The sequence below is a fragment of the Lacticaseibacillus chiayiensis genome (assembly GCF_004123795.1).
In the GTDB taxonomy this organism is placed as follows: domain Bacteria; phylum Bacillota; class Bacilli; order Lactobacillales; family Lactobacillaceae; genus Lacticaseibacillus; species Lacticaseibacillus chiayiensis.
The window spans coordinates 43,402-61,004 of sequence record NZ_MSSM01000020.1; the positions used below are offsets into that span (position 1 = coordinate 43,402).

Below are 17,603 nucleotides of genomic sequence, written 5' to 3' on the forward strand. Positions count from 1 at the left end.
TTTGGGATGAGATGGTGAAAGTTTGGGATGAGAATGCTTTAAAAAGGCTTTCTCGACAAATTGTTAAAAAGAAAGCCACTTGAATCGCTGCTGACAACGAATCGAGTGGCAAAGGAACTAATAATCTCCAATTGATCATTTCAATCTTTACTGAAACGCCGAGGAAACGGAATGACATTCTGCATATTAGCGTAGCGCTGCTGCGGCTGATACTTTGCGAAAAAGTTGGGCTCCAGTGCAAAGAGTTGCGCAATGAAAGTTGGTCTAACATGAAGGTGGTTTGAAAGATCACGAAGCGTCAGCACTTGTTGATTAAACAGGAGCGCTATAAGGGCGCGGATTTTTCCTGGACGCACCGGTACTATCTGGTCATCTAAGGGTTCCATAATTTTGTAACCTTTTTTGGTGCGTTGGCCAAAGAAATACCGTTGTTCTTGATAGCTCATAAGTCCTAACGCATACGCATGCATGGCCATGGCGACAATCGAGACCTGGTACTTACGCTTTAAATCCAGATAGTAATCAGGATTTGAACGTCGATACAGTTTTTTGAAGTCCGCAGTGAAATCCTCAATGGGCAAAAGGAATTCTGCCGCAAAGGTATGGGCTTCGTGTTCGATTTGTTTATATTCAGCGGCTGTTAGCTCATCAAAATCAATGGCATTATGGAGAAGCAAATGACCTAATTCATGGGCAAGATCGAAATTGCGGCGTACAGAAGACTTCTTAATGGAGCCCAGTACAATCCATGCATGTCCGTTATCGGTTATGGTTGAATAGGCGTCGATATGGACACCAAGGTCTTTCTCAACTATATAGATACCGACTTGTTCAAGTTTTGCCATTAAGTCGTGATTATCTTGGAGGCCAAGAAACTGCCGCGTTATTTTGGCGACTTCACGAATTTTTATCAGATTGTTTGTTCCAGACAGCTTTATTTGTACCATTTGTTGAAGTTTATCGAATCCGGCGGGTCTGACGCTGACGAACTTTTCAAAGTAGCTAGTTAAGCCGTCTGCAAAATCTAAATAGCGGGCTTCTAGCTTTGTCTTTTTCCGACTCGAACGATCTGTCGTCCGGAATGCGATTTTTGCTTCATGCACAACATGTTTCGGTGCATTACCGCTCAATAAAAAGGCCATGTCAACGTTGAAAATCTTTTGAAAGGCATTAAGGATCTCGATTTTAGGCATGACATTATCGGTTTCGTATTGCCAGACAGCTTGTTCGGTTACCTCGATTTGTACGCTAAGATCTTTGCGGGTATAGCCGTTTAATTCCCGCAGTGCTTTTAGTTTTGAACCAATAAACCTCATTAAGCGGCCATCCTCCTTGAAAATTTTGTTTAATTCTAGCATAGAAATTAAAATTTTACCGCAAATATCGCCAGTTTTTTAAAGTGCGCGTATGAGACGCAAAAAAGTCAGCCTCAACGATTTTAGTCGTTAAGGCTGACTTTTAAAGGTTCACCGGCTAGTCAAGTTTGGGCTGACGATATTTTTGATAATACTGAAGTTTGCCATCCAAAAAACAAGGTGTTAACGGGCACCGGGCGTTGTGACAGCTGCAAAAGATTGCAGGACATCCAACACTTATTTTCAGACGGCTCTCATATCATGCAGAGCCTAGCGAACCGTCAACAAGCTAATTCCGATGGCTAAGAGCAAAATGGCGACAACGGACTGGACACTGATTTGCCATGTTTTGAATGTTTTGGTGCGCCATTCAGCCACGATAATCGCCAACGTGATGATGAGGGCGACAACGACCATGATTAGTAATTGAATGACAAGACTATCCATGTGAACACCTCTAAACTTCTAAATCGAAATACGGGTTGATCTTCTTTTGAATGTTGTGAATCTGAATGAGATCAATCTGCGGAAAGAGTCGATAGATGAACCCGGCGAAATTATCACGATGATATTTGTAGTTCATCCGCGCCATCCGATGCTGCCGATTTTCGGCGGTAATCTCCCAGACTTCTAAATTATAGTCCGCATTTTTAACAATATTGATATAAGTATGTTTATTAATCCAGACTACAGGATGCATTGTCGATTGTTCTAACATAAACGAAGACCCCTCCATCAGCAGATTTTGCGATGCCGCGGCGTTATTGATCTGTAACACGATCACGCCCAAATAACGTGCAGCATGCTTTGAGTATAGCAGAAAATTCGTGCCGCGGCGGTCTTGACTTTACTCGGCGAACAAGCTATAGGGAAAGCTAGAAACCTTGATGGAGCAACGTTTTGACGCTAAAAAATAAATATTTTTCGACAGGAGGTTTAAGAGAAAATGATGAGAACGTGTGTTTGCCATAGGGGTTCCAAGGATTACTATTAGTTCCTTAATAAAAGCATACTTTCCGGACTTTTATGCTTTTAAAAAAAGCTCATCGGACAACATGACGATGAGCTTGGCAGGCAAATCAATCAAATCAGGTTGAAATGGGCAAGCGCATTGGGAATACCGTTTTGGCGGTAATCATCAGTTTGATAATCGGCAATGGCGGCAACCTTGGGATAAGCATTTCCCATAGCGATACCCGTGTCGGCTGCCTGCAAGAGCGGAATGTCGTTGTAGCCATCGCCAAATGCATAGGTCGGAACACCGCGCAAGACAGGCTGATTCAACAGAATCGACATGCCACTGCCCTTTGAAATGCCATGGTTGACAATATCAAAGGAAAAGTGGGAATTGCGATAGAAGGTCAATTCCGGAAAATCCTGAATGAACTGCTTACCTAACTGATCGCCGGTTTGATTCCAAGGTAAAAAGATGAGCAACAACGATAGTGGGGCCTCCTGATAATACTTAGGATTAATCGGCGGCGGTGTCTGATGCACTTGCGCATAGTTATCGGTAGTCAATTTGTTGTAGCCAGTCAAGGCAGAGGCTTCGCTTGAGTACATGGCCACTTGAATATCCTGAGCCGCCGTTGCATTGAGAAACCGCACAAGCTGAGGTTCGCCGATGACACTTTGAAAAATGTGCTCGCCATTAAGGAAAACGTCCCCGCCGTTAGCTGTAATCGCACTACGAATACCGGTGGCTGCCATAATATCGGCTAATTCGTAATAGCTACGGCCAGTGGCAATGACCGGCAGTATGTCATTAGCCTCCAGTGCCTTAAGCGCCTTCACGTTTTCTGGCGGCACTTGCTTTTCATCGTTGAGCAGGGTTTGATCTAAATCAAAAAATACAACGGCTTTATACATAATTTCCTCCGATATCCGAGTTTGTGGTGGCTTCATTTTACCATGAATCCGGATTAAAAATAGAAGCGCTTGCATCGTGTGAACTTAGCTTAGCGATAACGCATTCGCCGGCGCGAAAGGCTGCCACCAAAGTCGCTTATACGCCGGTTCACGCTTATATCAAAAAAGCAGGTCGCAATTAACCTGCTTCAGTGGTTCGTTTTAACAACGTTTTACTTCTGGCTCAACTTACTTGCAGCTGCCTTGTCCAAGATGACAACAACATCCGGATGCTTCTGCAAAATAGATGCAGGTACGTCATTGGTAACCGGGCCTTCGATCATCTTTTGAACGGCGTCGGCTTTGTTTTCACCAAAGGCCAGAAGCAAGATCTTCTTGCTCTTCATGATGGAGCCGATACCCATGGAGTAAGCGTAACGCGGTACATCGTCCTTATTGGCAAAGAAGCGGGCGTTGGCGTCAATCGTGTTTTGAGTTAACGGAACTTTCCGTGTCTCTGCGTCAAACGGTGAACCCGGTTCGTTGAAACCGATGTGACCGTTGCGGCCAATTCCCAGAACCTGAATGTCGATTGGGTGATCGGCAATGACTTTATTATAACGCTTGGTTTCTTCTTCAGGATCCTTGGCAAGGCCGTTTGGCACGAAGGTTTCCTTAAACGGCTTCTTGTCAAAAAGGTGGCTCTGCATGAAGTAGCGATAACTCTGATCGTTATCCGGCGCCATGCCAACATATTCGTCCAAGTTGATCGACGTCATGTTGCTGAAATCAACATCACTGTTCACCATTGCCTGATACATGGTGACAGGGGTGCTGCCGGTAGCTAGGCCAAGTACCTTGGCGCCATTGTCCATCCCTTGCTTAATCAGTTCAAATGCGTATTTACCTGCTTCTGTATCATTATCAAAAACTTTAACATCCATGATTGATATCCCCCTTATCTGGTCTAGTCCAATATAACATCAAAAAGGGGTGTTGTCAACAATGGTCTATACCTAATTTTGTTTTTTGTGGAAATTTCTTGGGCAACTCGGCTCTTTAGCAGGCTAGAAAAAATAACTGCTCTTGGGAAGGTCATGCTTCATTATTGAGCAGCCGGATGTTTGTTAAGTCGCACTTTTAAGATAACGTGTGAAACAGTTAACGAATACTGTTATCGTTTTTTGCTGTTGTTTTGGGCAAACAAACGATGGCTGGGGCTTGTGGTGAATGTTTGGCACACCCAACTGTGCCAAAGTAGCTTTTGTCAGCGATTACATGAAGCGGTTACAATATTCTCCGTAAACAAGGGAAAGGAGTGTGTTTGCTTTGGAAGCTAAATCAGCAAACACGCCGGTAACGGAGAAGAAGAAATTCAATCTGAAGGCCGGTATGCAATCATTCGGAACCAAGCTTTCCGGCATGGTGTTGCCAAACATCGGTGCCTTTATTGCTTGGGGCCTCATTACTGCCATCTTCCTCAAGGGTGGTTGGTATCCAAATGCGCATCTAGCAAAGATGATTAAGCCGATGGTTACCTATTTGCTACCATTGTTAATCGCTTTTTCTGGCGGTTCAATGGTGGCCGGTCATCGTGGCGGGGTTGTTGGCGCTATTGCTACGATGGGTGTCATCGTCGGCACCAACGTACCTATGTTCATTGGTGCGATGATTATGGGTCCATTAGGTGGCTGGTGTATTAAGAAGTGGGATAACCGCTTCCAGGATAAGATTAAACAAGGCTTTGAAATGCTGGTCAACAATTTTAGTGCCGGTATTATCGGGATGTTATTAGCAATTGTTGGATTCTTCCTGATGGGGCCGATTATTTCCGGCTTGACAAATGTCATGGCCGCTGGTGTTGACTGGATCATCAAACACGGACTGATTTGGTTGGCTAATGTCTTTATTGAACCGGCGAAGATCCTGTTTTTAAACAATGCGATCAACCAAGGCATTTTAACACCGCTTGGCATTCAGGCTGCAGCTGAACACGGAAAGTCAATTCTATTCTTGCTGGAACCCGATCCAGGGCCAGGGCTTGGCGTTTTGTTGGCCTTTGCCTTATTCGGTAAGGGCACTGCAAAAGGTTCGGCACCATCTGCCATCATCATTCAATTCTTTGGTGGTATTCACGAAATCTACTTCCCGTATGTTTTGATGAAGCCAGCGTTGTTCCTGTCAGTTATGGCTGGCGGTGTTACCGGCACGACGTTGTTCTCCATCTTTAATGTTGGTTTGAAGAGCTCACCATCACCGGGTTCCATCATTTCGTTATTCCTGATGTCACCTAAGAGTCTAAGCAACTATCTTGGCTTGATCATCGGTGTTGCCGGTGCCACGACGGTTTCATTTTTGATTTCTGCGTTTATCTTACGGCGGGATAAGAGCACGACCGGCGATGAACTGGCGGAAAGTGAAGCCAAGATGAAGTCCATGAAGGCTGAAGCCAAAGGACAAAATGTTGAGGCTGCTAAAGACGTGATGAATCAAGCTAAGGGCATCAAACAGATTATCTTTGCTTGCGATGCCGGCATGGGTTCAAGCGCAATGGGTGCTTCGATACTGCGTGACAAAGTTAAGAAGGCTGGGTTGGATCTTTCAGTCACCAACACGGCGATTAGTAATTTGCAAGACAAGCCGGGACTGTTGGTTGTGACCCAAGACGAACTGGCGGATCGGGCTAAAAAGCAGACGCCAGGCGCTGCCCATGTTGCGGTTGAAAACTTCCTGAATAGTCCGAAGTATGACGAGATCATTGCCAGTCTGAAAGCTGAAGCGGTCGGCGGAGCTGATGAAAAGGCGGCTGAAGAGGTGTCGCAGACGCAACAGGAAGCACCAGAAGACGAGCTGAATGAGATTGATTTTGACAAGATCACAGAAGTAGACTTTCTGCATCATGATCAAAATATCGGTTCTGCGACAATGGCTCAGGCAACCTTCCGTTCCGAACTGCGGAAACTTAACAAAAACATCCAGGTTCGCAATGTTGCCATTGGTGAGATTGAAGACAAGGATAATGTGCTGATTATCGCTTCAAAGGAAACGGCACGACGCGTCAAGCTGCAATTTGCCAATGTCCAGGTCTACACGGTCGACGGCCTTTTGAATGCAACAAACTATGATAAACTTATTGAGAAAATGAAATAAGCGAGGTCGAGTTGCGACCATCTGGGGCGAAAAACATGTTGCTAACGAATCGTGAACAGGAAATGATCAAAATAATGATGAGTCAACCCGCTGGTGTGAGCCGTGATGAGCTGGAACGACAGTTGGGGGTCAGTCGTCGGACCATTTACCGTGAACTTTCGCAGCTGGAACATGATATCACCTCATTGAATTTAAAGCTCGACAAAGGCAATGGTAGTTCTTATCGGTTAGTAGGGGACGCAATGGATCTGAAAAAGCTATCAGAAACGTTGGCCCAACAACAACAGAACTTGACTTTCGATCCAAGTCAACGACAGAGTGCCTTAATCTTGATGTTATTGAATGCCGTCGCTCCAAAAACCATGACGGCATTGGCAACAGATGTAGATGTCAGCATCACAACCATTAAACAAGATCTTGATATTCTGGAACCCGCACTTAATGAATATCATCTCAAGTTGAATCGACAAAAAGCTGCCGGTATCTGGATTGAAGGGGAGGAAGGCGGTATACGACGCGTGCTTGTTGGCGTGTTAAATGCGGAAATTAATCCTTATGTGTTCTTTCGTTTCTTAGATGACCCGCGGCAGCTCTTTGATCCGGTGACCGATTATTTCATCAAATGGCTGCCACAAGAAGAACTGCTAGCTGCCAACACAGCACTATCTCGAATCAAAGCGCTAGCCGACCTGAGTGACAATCAACGCAAAGCGGTTTTACTCACCGTTGCCGTTAACACGCGTCGGTCGCGTGAAGACCATCATGTGAAGGCGCAACCCCATTTTGACCAGGAACGGCTGTTTCAGGATCAACAACTGGCACTCCAGTTTCTAGCTGAAATGGATCCTACTATCCGGGGAAAAGTGCGAGTTGGTGACTATCAGTTTCTGGCAGTTGAACTCAGTAACATCCGTGGTGGCTTAGCCGGTGAACAGGTTGATCCATTTGATTTGACCATTAATCTGGAAGTCCAAGAATTAATTCGCGAAGTGGCACGAAAATTTCCCGGGAAATTTTCCGGCAATACGCAGCTTTATTCTTCGTTGCTTGCCCATGTTCAGCGGACAACCGGCGGCGATTGGTTGCCAGGGGTCACGATGACGAATCCGGTGCTTGCTCATTTGCGTGATGACTACCCGGAACTTTATCAGGCTGTTCAAGAAGCGGCTGATGTCGTTTTCGGGCGCGGCACCTTTACTGGTAATGCCTTAGGTTATCTGGTTCTATACTTTGCCTCGGTTTTGGATCATACGCGAACCGATGCGCCAGTTGCGATTTTGCTAATTACGAGTGATGGTCCCGGTACCGGCAGCTTGATCGCCGGAAAACTACGAGTTCAGGTGCCCGAAATTCGCAAGATCAAAATTATTCAGGTCAGCGATTTACCCAAGCAACAGCTCGAACACTATGATTTGGTTTTGGCAACCATGCCGTTACCGGGCTTCAAACACCAATATCTGGTGATCACCCCGATTTTGGGACGTGAAGAAATGGCCGAAATACGCCGATTGGTCCAAAAGGCCACGCCTAAACATGTGCGACCGGCGAACCAACCCGCGCTGGATCAGACTGTCACAGCATTTGAGAGTCTTAAAACAATGGTGATGGCTGCAGATGGCTTGTTACAACGCTTTGCAGTCAGTGATATGACCGAGCAAACTACAACGATTGCACCGACGATTGACGCAATGCTTAGCCGATTGCCGACTGTTGTTGCCGAAAGATCGGTTGTCAAAGAAGCTTTGCTTAAACGGCTTGAACTTGCGCCGGTGGGTATTCCCAACACTGGCTTGGCGATGATCCATACTAGCAGCCAAGGGGTCGCCACACCGTATCTTGGCGTCTTTGATCTAGCAAATCCGTTGCCTTTGCCGGCGATGGACATGGGGACGATCCAATTACAGCGAATTTTGTTACTACTAACTCCGAATCCCGTTCCACAAGAAACTTTAACCCTTTTGAGTGCTGTTAGTGCTAAGTTAGTCGCATCACCAGCGAACTTGCGGCTTTTTGAAAAAGGGAACTATAGTCAGTTGTATCAAGTGATAACAGAAGTTTTTATGCAAGAAATCCAAAAAATTGATCGAAGGTGACATGATGAAGGGACTTGACGTAAATACGATCAAACTTGGTCAGGAAGCAAAGACCAAGGACGAAGCCATTCGTCAAGCTGGCCAATTATTGGTCGACAATGGCAATGTTGAACCTGCTTATATTGATTCAATGCTTGATCGTAATCGCGACGTTTCGGTATACATGGGTAATTTTATTGCAATTCCGCATGGTACTGAGGCTGGTATGAAATATATTAAAAAAACCGGCATTTCGGTTGTTCAATATCCTTGGGGTGTTGATTGGTCGGAAGATCCCGCTGATGAGAACTTGGTGACAGTTGTATTCGGGATTGCCGGGTTGAACGGTGAACATCTGAAGCTCTTATCACAAATCGCGCTGTATTGCAGTGATGTCGAGAATGTCCAGAAACTAGCCGACGCACAAACGCCGGAGGAAATCGTCAATTTACTGAAAGAAGTTGAATAAATTATGATGGAAGCAGTACATTTTGGTGCAGGAAATATTGGTCGCGGGTTTATCGGTGAAACACTTGCCGCAAACGGCTTCAAGATTAATTTTGTCGATGTTAATGAGACGATTATCGATGCGTTGAACCAGCGTGGGGAATATACGATCACGCTGGCAGCTCCGGGTGAGAAAAAGATTCACGTGGACAATGTTGACGGTTTGAACAATGCCAAGGATCCAGAAGCAGTTGTGAAGGCGATTGCCCAGGCCGATTTGGTGACGACCGCCATTGGCCCGAAAATTCTGCCGATTATTGCGCCGCTCATTGCGCAAGGATTGCAGGCCCGTGCCGCTGCCAACAATCACCAACCGCTCGATGTGATCGCATGTGAAAACATGATTGGCGGTTCCCAATCGCTTAAAAAGAACGTATATGAACATCTCGATGACGCCGGCAAGACCTTTACCGATACGTATATTGGCTTCCCTAATGCGGCAGTTGACCGCATTGTGCCGCAACAAAAACATGACGATCCGCTAGCGGTGAGTGTCGAAGACTTCAAAGAATGGGTTGTTGACGAAAGCCAGATGAAGAACAAGGATCTGAAGCTAAAGACGGTTGATTACGTGCCAGATCTTGAACCGTACATTGAGCGGAAACTCTTTTCGGTCAACACTGGGCATGCTACCACCGCATATACGGGCAAGTATCTTGGTTACACAACGATTGGCGACGCGATCAAGGATCCGAAAGTCTTCAATCAGGCAAAAGGCGCATTGACCGAAACGCGGTCGTTGTTGCTCGCCGAGTTCAAGAACTTTAACGAAAAGGAACTCGAAACCTATCAAAATCGGGTGTTGCAACGGTTCCAGAATCCCTACATTTCCGATGATATTTCTCGGGTTGCCCGCACGCCGATCCGCAAGTTAGGCTATAACGAACGCTTCATCCGGCCGATTCGTGAATTAAAAGAACGCGGATTGGATTACAGCGTTTTGATGGACACTGTTGGTATGATGTTCCATTACGTTGAACCAAACGATGCTGAAGCGGTTAAACTTCAGGCCATGCTAAAAGATCAGCCGCTAGTTGACGTGATTAAAGCGGTCACGGGATTGAAAGATGCTGCTTTGATTGATGAAGTCGAAGCCAGCGTCAAATCGAAGGATCGTTAAAAATCACAATGAAAACAAACGATTAGGTTGTCAGGTACGTCACTGGCAGCCTTTTTGCGTTAATATGGGAATAACCTTTTTAATGCGAAAGTAATGAAGGAAAACAGGAGGTATCTGTATGGCTGATGAAGACGAAATGTTGGCGAGGATTCAAGCAGTCTGGGCGCAAACTGGTGCTCGCGATAAGGCACGTTATGCCAATGAGCGGGTTCCGGAAAATGTTCACTGGGAGACAGAATATCGGTATGAAAACTCGGCTGATCCGCAACAGACCTTAAATCTGTACTACCCGGCAAAACGGCGGAATGCGACATTGCCAACTGTGATTGATGTGCACGGCGGCGGCTGGTTTTATGGCGATCGGAATCTCAACCAAAACTATTGTCGTTACTTGGCGAGTCAGGGTTATGCCGTGATGGGAATGGGTTATCGGTTGTTGCCGGAAGTTGATGTTCGCGGCCAGATTCAAGACATCTTTTCGAGTCTGCGCTGGTTGTCGCATTATGGTCCTCAGCGCGGATTTGACCTTGACCATGTCCTCCTGACCGGCGACTCGGCAGGCGGCCATCTAGCGTCCTTAGTTGCTTGCATTCAGCAAAGTGAGGAGCTGCAGGAACTGTTCGGTGTGAGCCGGGTTAATTTCAACTTCACCTTGGTTGCTTTGGTTTGTCCGGTAGCTGAACCAGGCAAATTGCCGGAAGCAGCAGGCGATATGAGTGAGATGGCATCGTTTTATCTAGATAAGCTTAGCGGCGGGGATAAGGCGTTGGCGGAACATTTGAATTTCTCGCAGGTGGCGAAGGGCTTGGAGTTGCCGCCGTTCATGTTAATTGGCGGGCAAAATGATAGCTTCTACTTACAAAGTCAGGCCTTATTGCAAGTCTTCGACGCCAATAAAGTCACCTACACGACTAAGCTGTGGCCTGCTAGTGCTGGGCCGCACCTCAAGCACGTCTTCAATGTCCAGCACTGGGAATGGCCGGAAAGTATTGAAACAAATCTAGCCATGCTACGGACATTTGACGACCTCAGCAAGCAGCATGACGAAGCCGATGAAGACGAATTTGATTAACTGACGGTTAGCGGAACATGTTGAGCTAGACGATAGTTGAACAATCACCACGAAAAAACGCTTGGATGAGTTGCAGCATCCAAGCGTTTTTACTATGAAGATTAATTGAATGGTTCTAAAAGAAAATATCCAGGAACCGCTTGACGTGTGCCTGATACGCCGCTGGATTGACCCAGTAGCTCTCCGCATGGGCGGCACCGGGAACGATCCATAATGCCTTGGGACCAGCTGAGGCAGCATAATTCTGGCGGCCCATTTCAGTTGGCACGTAAACATCATTAGCACCATGAATGACGAAAAGTGGCAAGCGATTGTGCGTCAATGCTTGGCGAACATTGACAACACGAAGAGGATAGCCCAGTCGCCGGTAGTTGATAAAGCTTGCCAACGGAACTATCGGCATTGGAGGTAAGTGGAACTGCTTTTTAAGCAAGTACGCTAATTCCGTTTCAACATCCGTGTAGCCGCAATCTTCAATCACTGCCTTGACTTGTTTAGGCAGGCTAGGCTCACTGGCGACCAACGAAACCGTCGCGCCGCCCATGCTGGTGCCAAACAGCAGTAACTTCGCGTCATTGCCCAGACGATCGAGAATGCGCTGCAGCCAGCCAAGGTAGTCGAGACGATCCAACCAACCAAAACTAATGTATTCGCCATCTGATTCACCATGGCCACGATCGTCTGGTAGCAAGACATTAAAGCCTAAGTCGTAAAACATATGGGCGAAGTTGCTCATGGTAATGCCGGTGCCTTTGTACCCGTGACCGATAATGACAGCTTTTTTACTACCGGGATGAGGGAGCCACAGTGCTTCAAGGCGTTGGTTGTCCGGGGCAGTCATATGCCAGGCTTCGATGTGGCGCTGGCTTTCAACCCAATGGACATGCTTGTAATATAACGGAGCATATTTTTGCATGGAGCTGCGTGCGTCCGGAATATAATTAATTCGGCGAAATGCATATTGATAAAAACGCTCAGCAGTTGCTAAGGTGCCCGCTGACAGTAACAACGGGGTTGCAAGGCCGATCAAATGGCTTTGTTTCATGATAAAGAACCCTCCATTTCCGAGTCTTGCAGTTGGATCAAAGCATGGCAAATGCTAAAGCCAATGTTGGCTGAAGCCTTGCTTATGAAGCTGCAAATGTTCTGCTATCACTTTAACTCATTAGATAACCAGTCGCAATTTCTTGTTTTTTCTCGTATAATAGCGGTACAGACCGTTAAATATGAATAAGGGAGAAATCGATGCACGAATTAAAGTTGTTCAGTCTCAATGGTAACCGTCCATTAGCTGAAAAGATTGCGGAAGAAGTCGGTTTACCGCTGTCGCCAGCTAGCGTCAAACACTTTGCCGATGGTGAGATCCAAGTCGAATTGCCGGAAAGTGTTCGCGGTGCTGATGTTTATGCGATCCAGTCAGTCTCTGATCCGGTGAACGAGAACTTCATGGAGCTCATGATCATGGTTGACGCCTTGCGCCGCGCCAGTGCCCACCATATTAACGTTGTCATTTCATATTATGGGTACGCGCGTGCTGATCGTAAAGCGCGATCACGGGAACCGATCACTGCCAAATTAGTCGCTAACCTGTTGGAAATGGATGGCGTCGATCGCATTGTGGCAGTCGAACTGCATGCCGACCAGATTCAAGGGTTCTTTGATATTCCAGTTGACCATCTCAAGGCACACCGGTTGCTTGGCAACTACTTTAAAAAACTGAATCTTGGCGACAATGTGGTGGTTATTGCTCCGGATCACAGCGGTACCAAGCAGGCCCGAGCGTTGGCTGAAGAGTTACATACGCCCATTGCGATCGTCGATAAGCGTGACCAAGATCATATCGGCGTCATCGGTAACGTTGAAGGTATGCACGCCATCATCATTGATGACCTGATCGATACCGGCGACCGGATCGTTGATTCCTATAAGGCCTTAACTGAAGCTGGCGCCCTAGACGTCTACGCCACTGCGACCCACGGTGTTTTCTCACGCGGCGCAGTTGATCGAATCAAGCACTTAGGATTGAAAAAGGTTGTCATCACCGACACCATTCAACTCGCCCCCAAGCATCAATTCGACGGACTGGTACAGATTTCCGTTGGACCGATGTTAGGCAAGGCCATTAAGTTGATTAATAGTAATCAGTCGATTCATGTTTTGTTTTAATCGTTGGGTTGTTGTTAGTTACATAAAATGACAACTTTATTTTTAGGCCGGACTTCATTCAAACGAATGGAATCCGGCTTTTTTAATAAGTGCGCTTTTGACGAAAGATTCTACGTTGCGAGTTAATGGCGTCTCACAAATGTCCGAGTTTGAGGTCGAGTAACTTGAGGACCTTCCTTGTAGAATGAATGGTGAAGGCAAGTGCGTTAGAAGGAACGAGATGACAAAATTATGAAAAAAGTGAAGGTCGTTGTGCTGAATCCGTTTGCATGGATCCTGATTATCTGTACTGGGTTGGAGTTTTGGAAAGATAATAACCCACTTGTGTTGGATTACATGCAGAGTCATAGTTTGAACGTTCCCATGTTAGTTTTTGACGGCCAATATTATCGGTTGGTGACTTCGCTTTTTCTGCATAAGGATCCAGGTCATTTAATCGGTAATATGGTATCACTGGCCATTTTAAGCTGGCTCGTGTGGAAACTTGTCAGCAAGAAGCAGTACCTTGTCATTCTTCTGGTTTCTGGCGTCATTGGTAATTTACTGGCGGATATTTTCGTGACTTACCTGTTTCACCTCAAAGAGAACATCTGGCCAATTTTTGCCAGTGATGGTTACCTCACCGGTATTGTCGGTTTTTCTACCGCTATTGCAGGATTGTTTATATTTACGCTCATCACCTTCTTCGCCGTCTATTGGCGACATCTGAAAGCAGTAAAAGGTAGATTGATCGTCATGGTTATTTTCGTAGTCTTGACAATTGGGGATGTCATTCTTGGATTTCAGGATTCAACCGGACTGACTATGACGGCTTATGTGCATACTGGCGGAGGCCTTGTTGGGGGCTTGTTTGGCATTTGGTACGTCAAGAAAGAAAGACGTCAAAGGCTTGATCGTGCATAGATGCTAGCTAGGCTAAAGAAGTTGGGTCGTTAAAACTGATGGAGCTAGCGCGAAAGGCCGAAGCAACTTTCAAGATTAATCAGAATATAGACTAGGCTGGCATCTCTATGGGACAACAAATTCAAAAAATATTCGCAAAACACTTGCGCCAGTAAGGGGTACATGATATTATATTTAAGTCGTGAAGCGCGACAGACACAAACCAATGGGTGGTTAGCTCAGCTGGCAGAGCAACGGACTCTTAATCCGTGGGTCCAGGGTTCGACTCCCCTGACCACCCAGAATAGCGTTATCAACCAGTAGCAAACGTTGTCAAAACAGCGTCGTTACTGGTTTTTATTTTAACCAGATTATCACTGGTTGTCATTGATTATCAATAAAAGAAAACCACGAGAAAACCACGGAGTTCATTTCTGCTAGGCAGGCGGTGGCCGTCCATTATGGGCGGCTATTTTTGTGCTTTCAGAAAACTCTATCGTCTGCTATACTGTGGTGCCTTACATAAATACGTGACTTGCTTCAAAACAGCAAATGATTGCATACGTAATCCTAAGCTGCTAAGGCTGATTATTTTACATTCTAATGGTTGTGTGTCTATAATTAAATCGTGCAAGAGATATTCAATTTAATTGAAGGAGGAATTATTATGCATTTTCTTTGGGCTTTAATTGTTGGTGCTATTATTGGTGCAATTGCTGGTGCTATCACTAGCAAAGGAAAATCGATGGGCTGGTTTGCTAATATCATCGCAGGGTTAGTAGGTTCTGCTATTGGTGAAGGGCTTTTAGGCCATTGGGGGCCACAACTGGCAGGAATGGCTTTGATTCCATCAATTATCGGGGCAGTTATTGTTGTTGCCGTGGTCTCCTTCTTTGTTGGCAGATCCAAAGACTGATAGGAGGACAACTTTATGGACGCTTTAAAAGCTGCATTTAAGTTTATGGTTGCTAGTACTCTAATCGTTGGCGGTGTTTTAGTTGCAGGTACAGTCTTCGCAGCTAAGGGCATTGATAATGCTGGAGATAAACTACAAGAAAAGCTACATGACTAACACAAAATAGTCACTTCGCTATGAGGTGGCTATTTTTGTATCCATTGACTAGGTGAATATTTGTCACTTGGTTCTCATAAGCAGGTCAATATTTTTGACTTGCCTTTTCCCAACGAACCCACAATTTGCTGGTTCGTTCTTGAACGTCAGAATTTCGGACTTTGTTGAGCCAATGCCGAAATTCCGGATTGCCTAACCGATTTTTATTGTCCAGAACGACCATACCTCAAGTTATACTTGTTCAGATTGCACCAGAATGCGTCTCCCAGCACACAAAAAACGGGCATCTCTGCCCGCATCATGACAAAACTTGTGTAAATGATTTAAACACCGCATGGATTACGGTAAGAAAAAAGTAACTGACCCTATGGTCTATAAAATGCGCCACCGGTTAGCTATGCCGTGCGTCGGTTAAAACGGATCTACCCGCTTATCGCCTAGGACTGTCTTAATTATATCATAATCTTTTGGCTATTGATACTATACGTTTTCCGTAAACAGTCCTCTTAGCTGCTGGATCATGCTAACCACTGAATACGGTGGCTCTTGGCTTGCTGTGGTAACTGCTCCACGATTCTGATACCAGAATTCGGTCAACATGGCCACAGCAATATCAAATTGTGAGTACGCCTGTAACGCATCAATTGCCGCTGTGCTGTCAACGGCATTGTGAACATAGTCTTGTGCCGCTGTCAGGTAGTTGCTGATCAAACTATCATCGGTATTAGTCTGCACACGCAGGCTATTTTTAATGTCATCAGTAGTGACGGTCATGTGCTCATCTCCTATATAAAAATAGGGGCGTACCCTAAGGCACACCCCCACTAAATTATGCTTTTGGCGTGGCTGCTACCGGTGTGATGTCAACGATTCGGGCAGCGTCTGGATCAACCACTTCATAGTCGTTGCGGATGACAACCGCCAAGCCCTGAGAATAGCTATCGAAGCGTTCCCATTGGGTATTAACCTCATTCTTCTGGGCTAAGAAAATCGCTTGAGAAAAGTCCCCGATGATGATCCGATAGGTGCCAGCGGTTGCTGTTGGCAATACTTTGTTAGCAATCACGATCACTGGCGCCCCAAACAGTTGCTTGCCTGATGGTGCCGTGATGGACGGTTGTAACAAGTAGCGGCCTTCACTGTCTTTCAGGGTATCAAGGTAGTTGAAAGCATCCTGATTGACGATAACAGACAAGGAAAGTGCTGGGTCTAACTCAACATTGAAGGTCTGCTTGAGGTCATCGAGACCAGTGCCGGTGATGTGCTTGAAGTTGTCCTTTTTGTTGGCATCTTGACCAGTTAGAACGCTGATAATGTTGCTATTGTCTGTGTTTTGTACCAGCTTCTTGAGTTGATTCTTAACCTCGGCAACAATATCAACTTCACTGTCTTCTACCAGTTCATTAGACAGATAGATTTTGCCAGCACGGGTAGCAACCTTGTAGTCAACACCACGGAATAGGGTTGCATCGATCTCTGGCACGTCTGCGAGTTCTTCCTTGGTGGCTAATACACCATTGTTAGTGAGGGCAATTGGGTAGGTGCCAACTGGGGTACCGACCTGCTTCACAGTGACGTATTTAGCCAGATCATAATCGGATTCCTTGAGGTTCCATACGTCTTCAATGACTTCTTGAGGGACGACTGCACCGGCAGTGGTTGTCGTTAAGCCGTCACGTTGTTCACCCATGCTGCGGATGTAATCTTCATACGCGCGGGACTCGGTGTGTTCTTTGTTGTCGATAATTGTTTTTTCGGTCATGGTTTTATCTCCTTTTTCTGGTTGTTCAGTATTAGTTTTAAGCCACTCAGTGTAGCTGCGTTTGTCCACTTGGACGTTGGTATCGTCATACGCTGGAATAGCTACCAGTGAGACGTCAAACAAGCTCTTTACTTGCTTGATGGTACGGATCACTTGCCCGCTGTCGTCTTTGGTGAACGTGTCACCGTCTGGCGCAGCATTGAAAGTAAAACTCATGGCTGATAGATTACCAGCTTGGACGTTGTTATAGGCATCGTTGGCTGTGGTCGTATCGGGTAAGGTTGCTTCAAACTGTAAGCCTTTATCATCCACGTTTAAGGTCAAGGTTCCGGCCTTGGTGCTGGCTAAGACTTGGCTAAAATCATGGTTTGAAACCATATAGACGTCTGATAAGTCCACATTGTCGAATGCGTGCGGATCAACGACTTCTTTAAAACCACCGAGGTCTTTACTTGGGCTATTGAAAACTACTGCATAACCACTTAGTTTCTTTGGACTGCTAGTGGTGTCGTCCTGTTGCTGTGTGTCTGGATTGTCTTGGTTTTGACTGTCGTCTGCTGTGTTAGGATCAGCGGCAGTCAGATCAGCGTCAGGATT

The 17,603-nt window shown here is 45.9% G+C and carries 17 protein-coding genes and 1 tRNA gene; 10 read left to right on the top strand and 8 right to left on the bottom strand.

All coding sequences use genetic code 11. The annotated features are described in order from the left end of the window. Nucleotides 1–140 precede the first annotated feature (140 nt). From BVJ53_RS08350 to nagB, 5 genes are all read right to left on the bottom strand, one after another. Nucleotides 141–1,316: a spr1629 family repressor/antitoxin gene (locus BVJ53_RS08350; protein WP_129302015.1), complete on the bottom strand. Its 1,176-nt coding sequence runs from the start codon at nucleotides 1,314–1,316 to the stop codon at nucleotides 141–143. A 309-nt stretch (nucleotides 1,317–1,625) separates the two neighbouring features. Then, entirely contained in the window at nucleotides 1,626–1,802 is a 177-nt protein-coding gene (locus tag BVJ53_RS08355) for a hypothetical protein (RefSeq protein WP_129302016.1), read from the bottom strand. Between the two features lie 10 nt (nucleotides 1,803–1,812). Continuing rightward, nucleotides 1,813–2,073: a hypothetical protein gene (locus tag BVJ53_RS08360; RefSeq protein ID WP_129302017.1), complete on the bottom strand. Its 261-nt coding sequence runs from the start codon at nucleotides 2,071–2,073 to the stop codon at nucleotides 1,813–1,815. A gap of 365 nt (nucleotides 2,074–2,438) precedes the next feature. Then, on the bottom strand, nucleotides 2,439–3,224 hold the full coding sequence (locus BVJ53_RS08365) for a Cof-type HAD-IIB family hydrolase (protein WP_129302018.1): 786 nt from the start codon (nucleotides 3,222–3,224) through the stop codon (nucleotides 2,439–2,441). 212 nt (nucleotides 3,225–3,436) lie between these two features. Then, nucleotides 3,437–4,147 (bottom strand): glucosamine-6-phosphate deaminase, encoded by a 711-nt coding sequence (gene nagB, locus BVJ53_RS08370; protein ID WP_129302019.1) that lies wholly within the window; start codon nucleotides 4,145–4,147, stop codon nucleotides 3,437–3,439. Nucleotides 4,148–4,532: 385 nt separating this feature from the next. Here nagB and BVJ53_RS08375 point away from each other — a divergent pair, with 385 nt between their 5' ends. The 5 genes from BVJ53_RS08375 to BVJ53_RS08395 all read left to right on the top strand — a co-directional run bounded on the left by BVJ53_RS08375 (nucleotide 4,533) and on the right by BVJ53_RS08395 (nucleotide 11,124). Beyond that, nucleotides 4,533–6,353: a PTS mannitol transporter subunit IICBA gene (locus BVJ53_RS08375; protein WP_129302020.1), complete on the top strand. Its 1,821-nt coding sequence runs from the start codon at nucleotides 4,533–4,535 to the stop codon at nucleotides 6,351–6,353. 35 nt (nucleotides 6,354–6,388) lie between these two features. Next, complete coding sequence (locus BVJ53_RS08380) at nucleotides 6,389–8,446, top strand: BglG family transcription antiterminator (RefSeq protein ID WP_129302021.1); 2,058 nt, start codon at nucleotides 6,389–6,391, stop codon at nucleotides 8,444–8,446. A gap of 4 nt (nucleotides 8,447–8,450) precedes the next feature. Then, nucleotides 8,451–8,894: a PTS sugar transporter subunit IIA gene (locus BVJ53_RS08385; protein ID WP_129302030.1), complete on the top strand. Its 444-nt coding sequence runs from the start codon at nucleotides 8,451–8,453 to the stop codon at nucleotides 8,892–8,894. A 3-nt stretch (nucleotides 8,895–8,897) separates the two neighbouring features. After that, nucleotides 8,898–10,052 (top strand): mannitol-1-phosphate 5-dehydrogenase, encoded by a 1,155-nt coding sequence (locus tag BVJ53_RS08390; RefSeq protein ID WP_129302022.1) that lies wholly within the window; start codon nucleotides 8,898–8,900, stop codon nucleotides 10,050–10,052. A 118-nt stretch (nucleotides 10,053–10,170) separates the two neighbouring features. Then, nucleotides 10,171–11,124 (top strand): alpha/beta hydrolase, encoded by a 954-nt coding sequence (locus tag BVJ53_RS08395; protein WP_129302023.1) that lies wholly within the window; start codon nucleotides 10,171–10,173, stop codon nucleotides 11,122–11,124. A gap of 115 nt (nucleotides 11,125–11,239) precedes the next feature. On the opposite strand, the gene BVJ53_RS08400 is transcribed toward BVJ53_RS08395, so the two are convergent. Continuing rightward, complete coding sequence (locus BVJ53_RS08400; protein ID WP_129302024.1) at nucleotides 11,240–12,169, bottom strand: alpha/beta hydrolase; 930 nt, start codon at nucleotides 12,167–12,169, stop codon at nucleotides 11,240–11,242. A gap of 200 nt (nucleotides 12,170–12,369) precedes the next feature. Here BVJ53_RS08400 and BVJ53_RS08405 point away from each other — a divergent pair, with 200 nt between their 5' ends. The 5 genes from BVJ53_RS08405 to BVJ53_RS08425 all read left to right on the top strand — a co-directional run bounded on the left by BVJ53_RS08405 (nucleotide 12,370) and on the right by BVJ53_RS08425 (nucleotide 15,244). After that, entirely contained in the window at nucleotides 12,370–13,290 is a 921-nt protein-coding gene (locus tag BVJ53_RS08405) for a ribose-phosphate diphosphokinase (protein ID WP_129302025.1), read from the top strand. 231 nt (nucleotides 13,291–13,521) lie between these two features. Next, nucleotides 13,522–14,193 carry a rhomboid family intramembrane serine protease gene (locus BVJ53_RS08410; protein WP_129302026.1) on the top strand — a complete coding sequence of 224 codons (672 nt, stop codon included), beginning with the start codon at nucleotides 13,522–13,524 and terminating at the stop codon, nucleotides 14,191–14,193. Between the two features lie 207 nt (nucleotides 14,194–14,400). Then, nucleotides 14,401–14,474, top strand: a tRNA-Lys gene (locus BVJ53_RS08415). 365 nt (nucleotides 14,475–14,839) lie between these two features. Further along, nucleotides 14,840–15,088: a GlsB/YeaQ/YmgE family stress response membrane protein gene (locus BVJ53_RS08420; RefSeq protein ID WP_032798157.1), complete on the top strand. Its 249-nt coding sequence runs from the start codon at nucleotides 14,840–14,842 to the stop codon at nucleotides 15,086–15,088. A 15-nt stretch (nucleotides 15,089–15,103) separates the two neighbouring features. Next, nucleotides 15,104–15,244: a hypothetical protein gene (locus BVJ53_RS08425; RefSeq protein ID WP_003568371.1), complete on the top strand. Its 141-nt coding sequence runs from the start codon at nucleotides 15,104–15,106 to the stop codon at nucleotides 15,242–15,244. Nucleotides 15,245–15,724: 480 nt separating this feature from the next. Here BVJ53_RS08425 and BVJ53_RS08435 read toward each other — a convergent pair whose 3' ends face one another. After that, nucleotides 15,725–16,018 carry a head-tail connector protein gene (locus tag BVJ53_RS08435; RefSeq protein ID WP_129302027.1) on the bottom strand — a complete coding sequence of 98 codons (294 nt, stop codon included), beginning with the start codon at nucleotides 16,016–16,018 and terminating at the stop codon, nucleotides 15,725–15,727. 55 nt (nucleotides 16,019–16,073) lie between these two features. Next, on the bottom strand, nucleotides 16,074–17,603 hold a 1,530-nt coding region (locus BVJ53_RS08440; RefSeq protein ID WP_129302028.1), incomplete at its 5' end, for a phage major capsid protein.

What these genes read in the sequence shown, in the direction of transcription:
- BVJ53_RS08350 (WP_129302015.1), bottom strand. Translation starts at nt 1,316, where the DNA reads ATGAGGTTTATTGGTTCAAAACTAAAAGCACTGCGGGAATTAAACGGC.
- BVJ53_RS08355 (WP_129302016.1), bottom strand. Translation starts at nt 1,802, where the DNA reads ATGGATAGTCTTGTCATTCAATTACTAATCATGGTCGTTGTCGCCCTC.
- BVJ53_RS08360 (WP_129302017.1), bottom strand. Translation starts at nt 2,073, where the DNA reads ATGTTAGAACAATCGACAATGCATCCTGTAGTCTGGATTAATAAACAT.
- BVJ53_RS08365 (WP_129302018.1), bottom strand. Translation starts at nt 3,224, where the DNA reads ATGTATAAAGCCGTTGTATTTTTTGATTTAGATCAAACCCTGCTCAAC.
- nagB (WP_129302019.1), bottom strand. Translation starts at nt 4,147, where the DNA reads ATGGATGTTAAAGTTTTTGATAATGATACAGAAGCAGGTAAATACGCA.
- BVJ53_RS08380 (WP_129302021.1), top strand. Translation starts at nt 6,389, where the DNA reads ATGTTGCTAACGAATCGTGAACAGGAAATGATCAAAATAATGATGAGT.
- BVJ53_RS08385 (WP_129302030.1), top strand. Translation starts at nt 8,451, where the DNA reads ATGAAGGGACTTGACGTAAATACGATCAAACTTGGTCAGGAAGCAAAG.
- BVJ53_RS08390 (WP_129302022.1), top strand. Translation starts at nt 8,898, where the DNA reads ATGATGGAAGCAGTACATTTTGGTGCAGGAAATATTGGTCGCGGGTTT.
- BVJ53_RS08395 (WP_129302023.1), top strand. Translation starts at nt 10,171, where the DNA reads ATGGCTGATGAAGACGAAATGTTGGCGAGGATTCAAGCAGTCTGGGCG.
- BVJ53_RS08400 (WP_129302024.1), bottom strand. Translation starts at nt 12,169, where the DNA reads ATGAAACAAAGCCATTTGATCGGCCTTGCAACCCCGTTGTTACTGTCA.
- BVJ53_RS08405 (WP_129302025.1), top strand. Translation starts at nt 12,370, where the DNA reads ATGCACGAATTAAAGTTGTTCAGTCTCAATGGTAACCGTCCATTAGCT.
- BVJ53_RS08410 (WP_129302026.1), top strand. Translation starts at nt 13,522, where the DNA reads ATGAAAAAAGTGAAGGTCGTTGTGCTGAATCCGTTTGCATGGATCCTG.
- BVJ53_RS08420 (WP_032798157.1), top strand. Translation starts at nt 14,840, where the DNA reads ATGCATTTTCTTTGGGCTTTAATTGTTGGTGCTATTATTGGTGCAATT.
- BVJ53_RS08425 (WP_003568371.1), top strand. Translation starts at nt 15,104, where the DNA reads ATGGACGCTTTAAAAGCTGCATTTAAGTTTATGGTTGCTAGTACTCTA.
- BVJ53_RS08435 (WP_129302027.1), bottom strand. Translation starts at nt 16,018, where the DNA reads ATGACCGTCACTACTGATGACATTAAAAATAGCCTGCGTGTGCAGACT.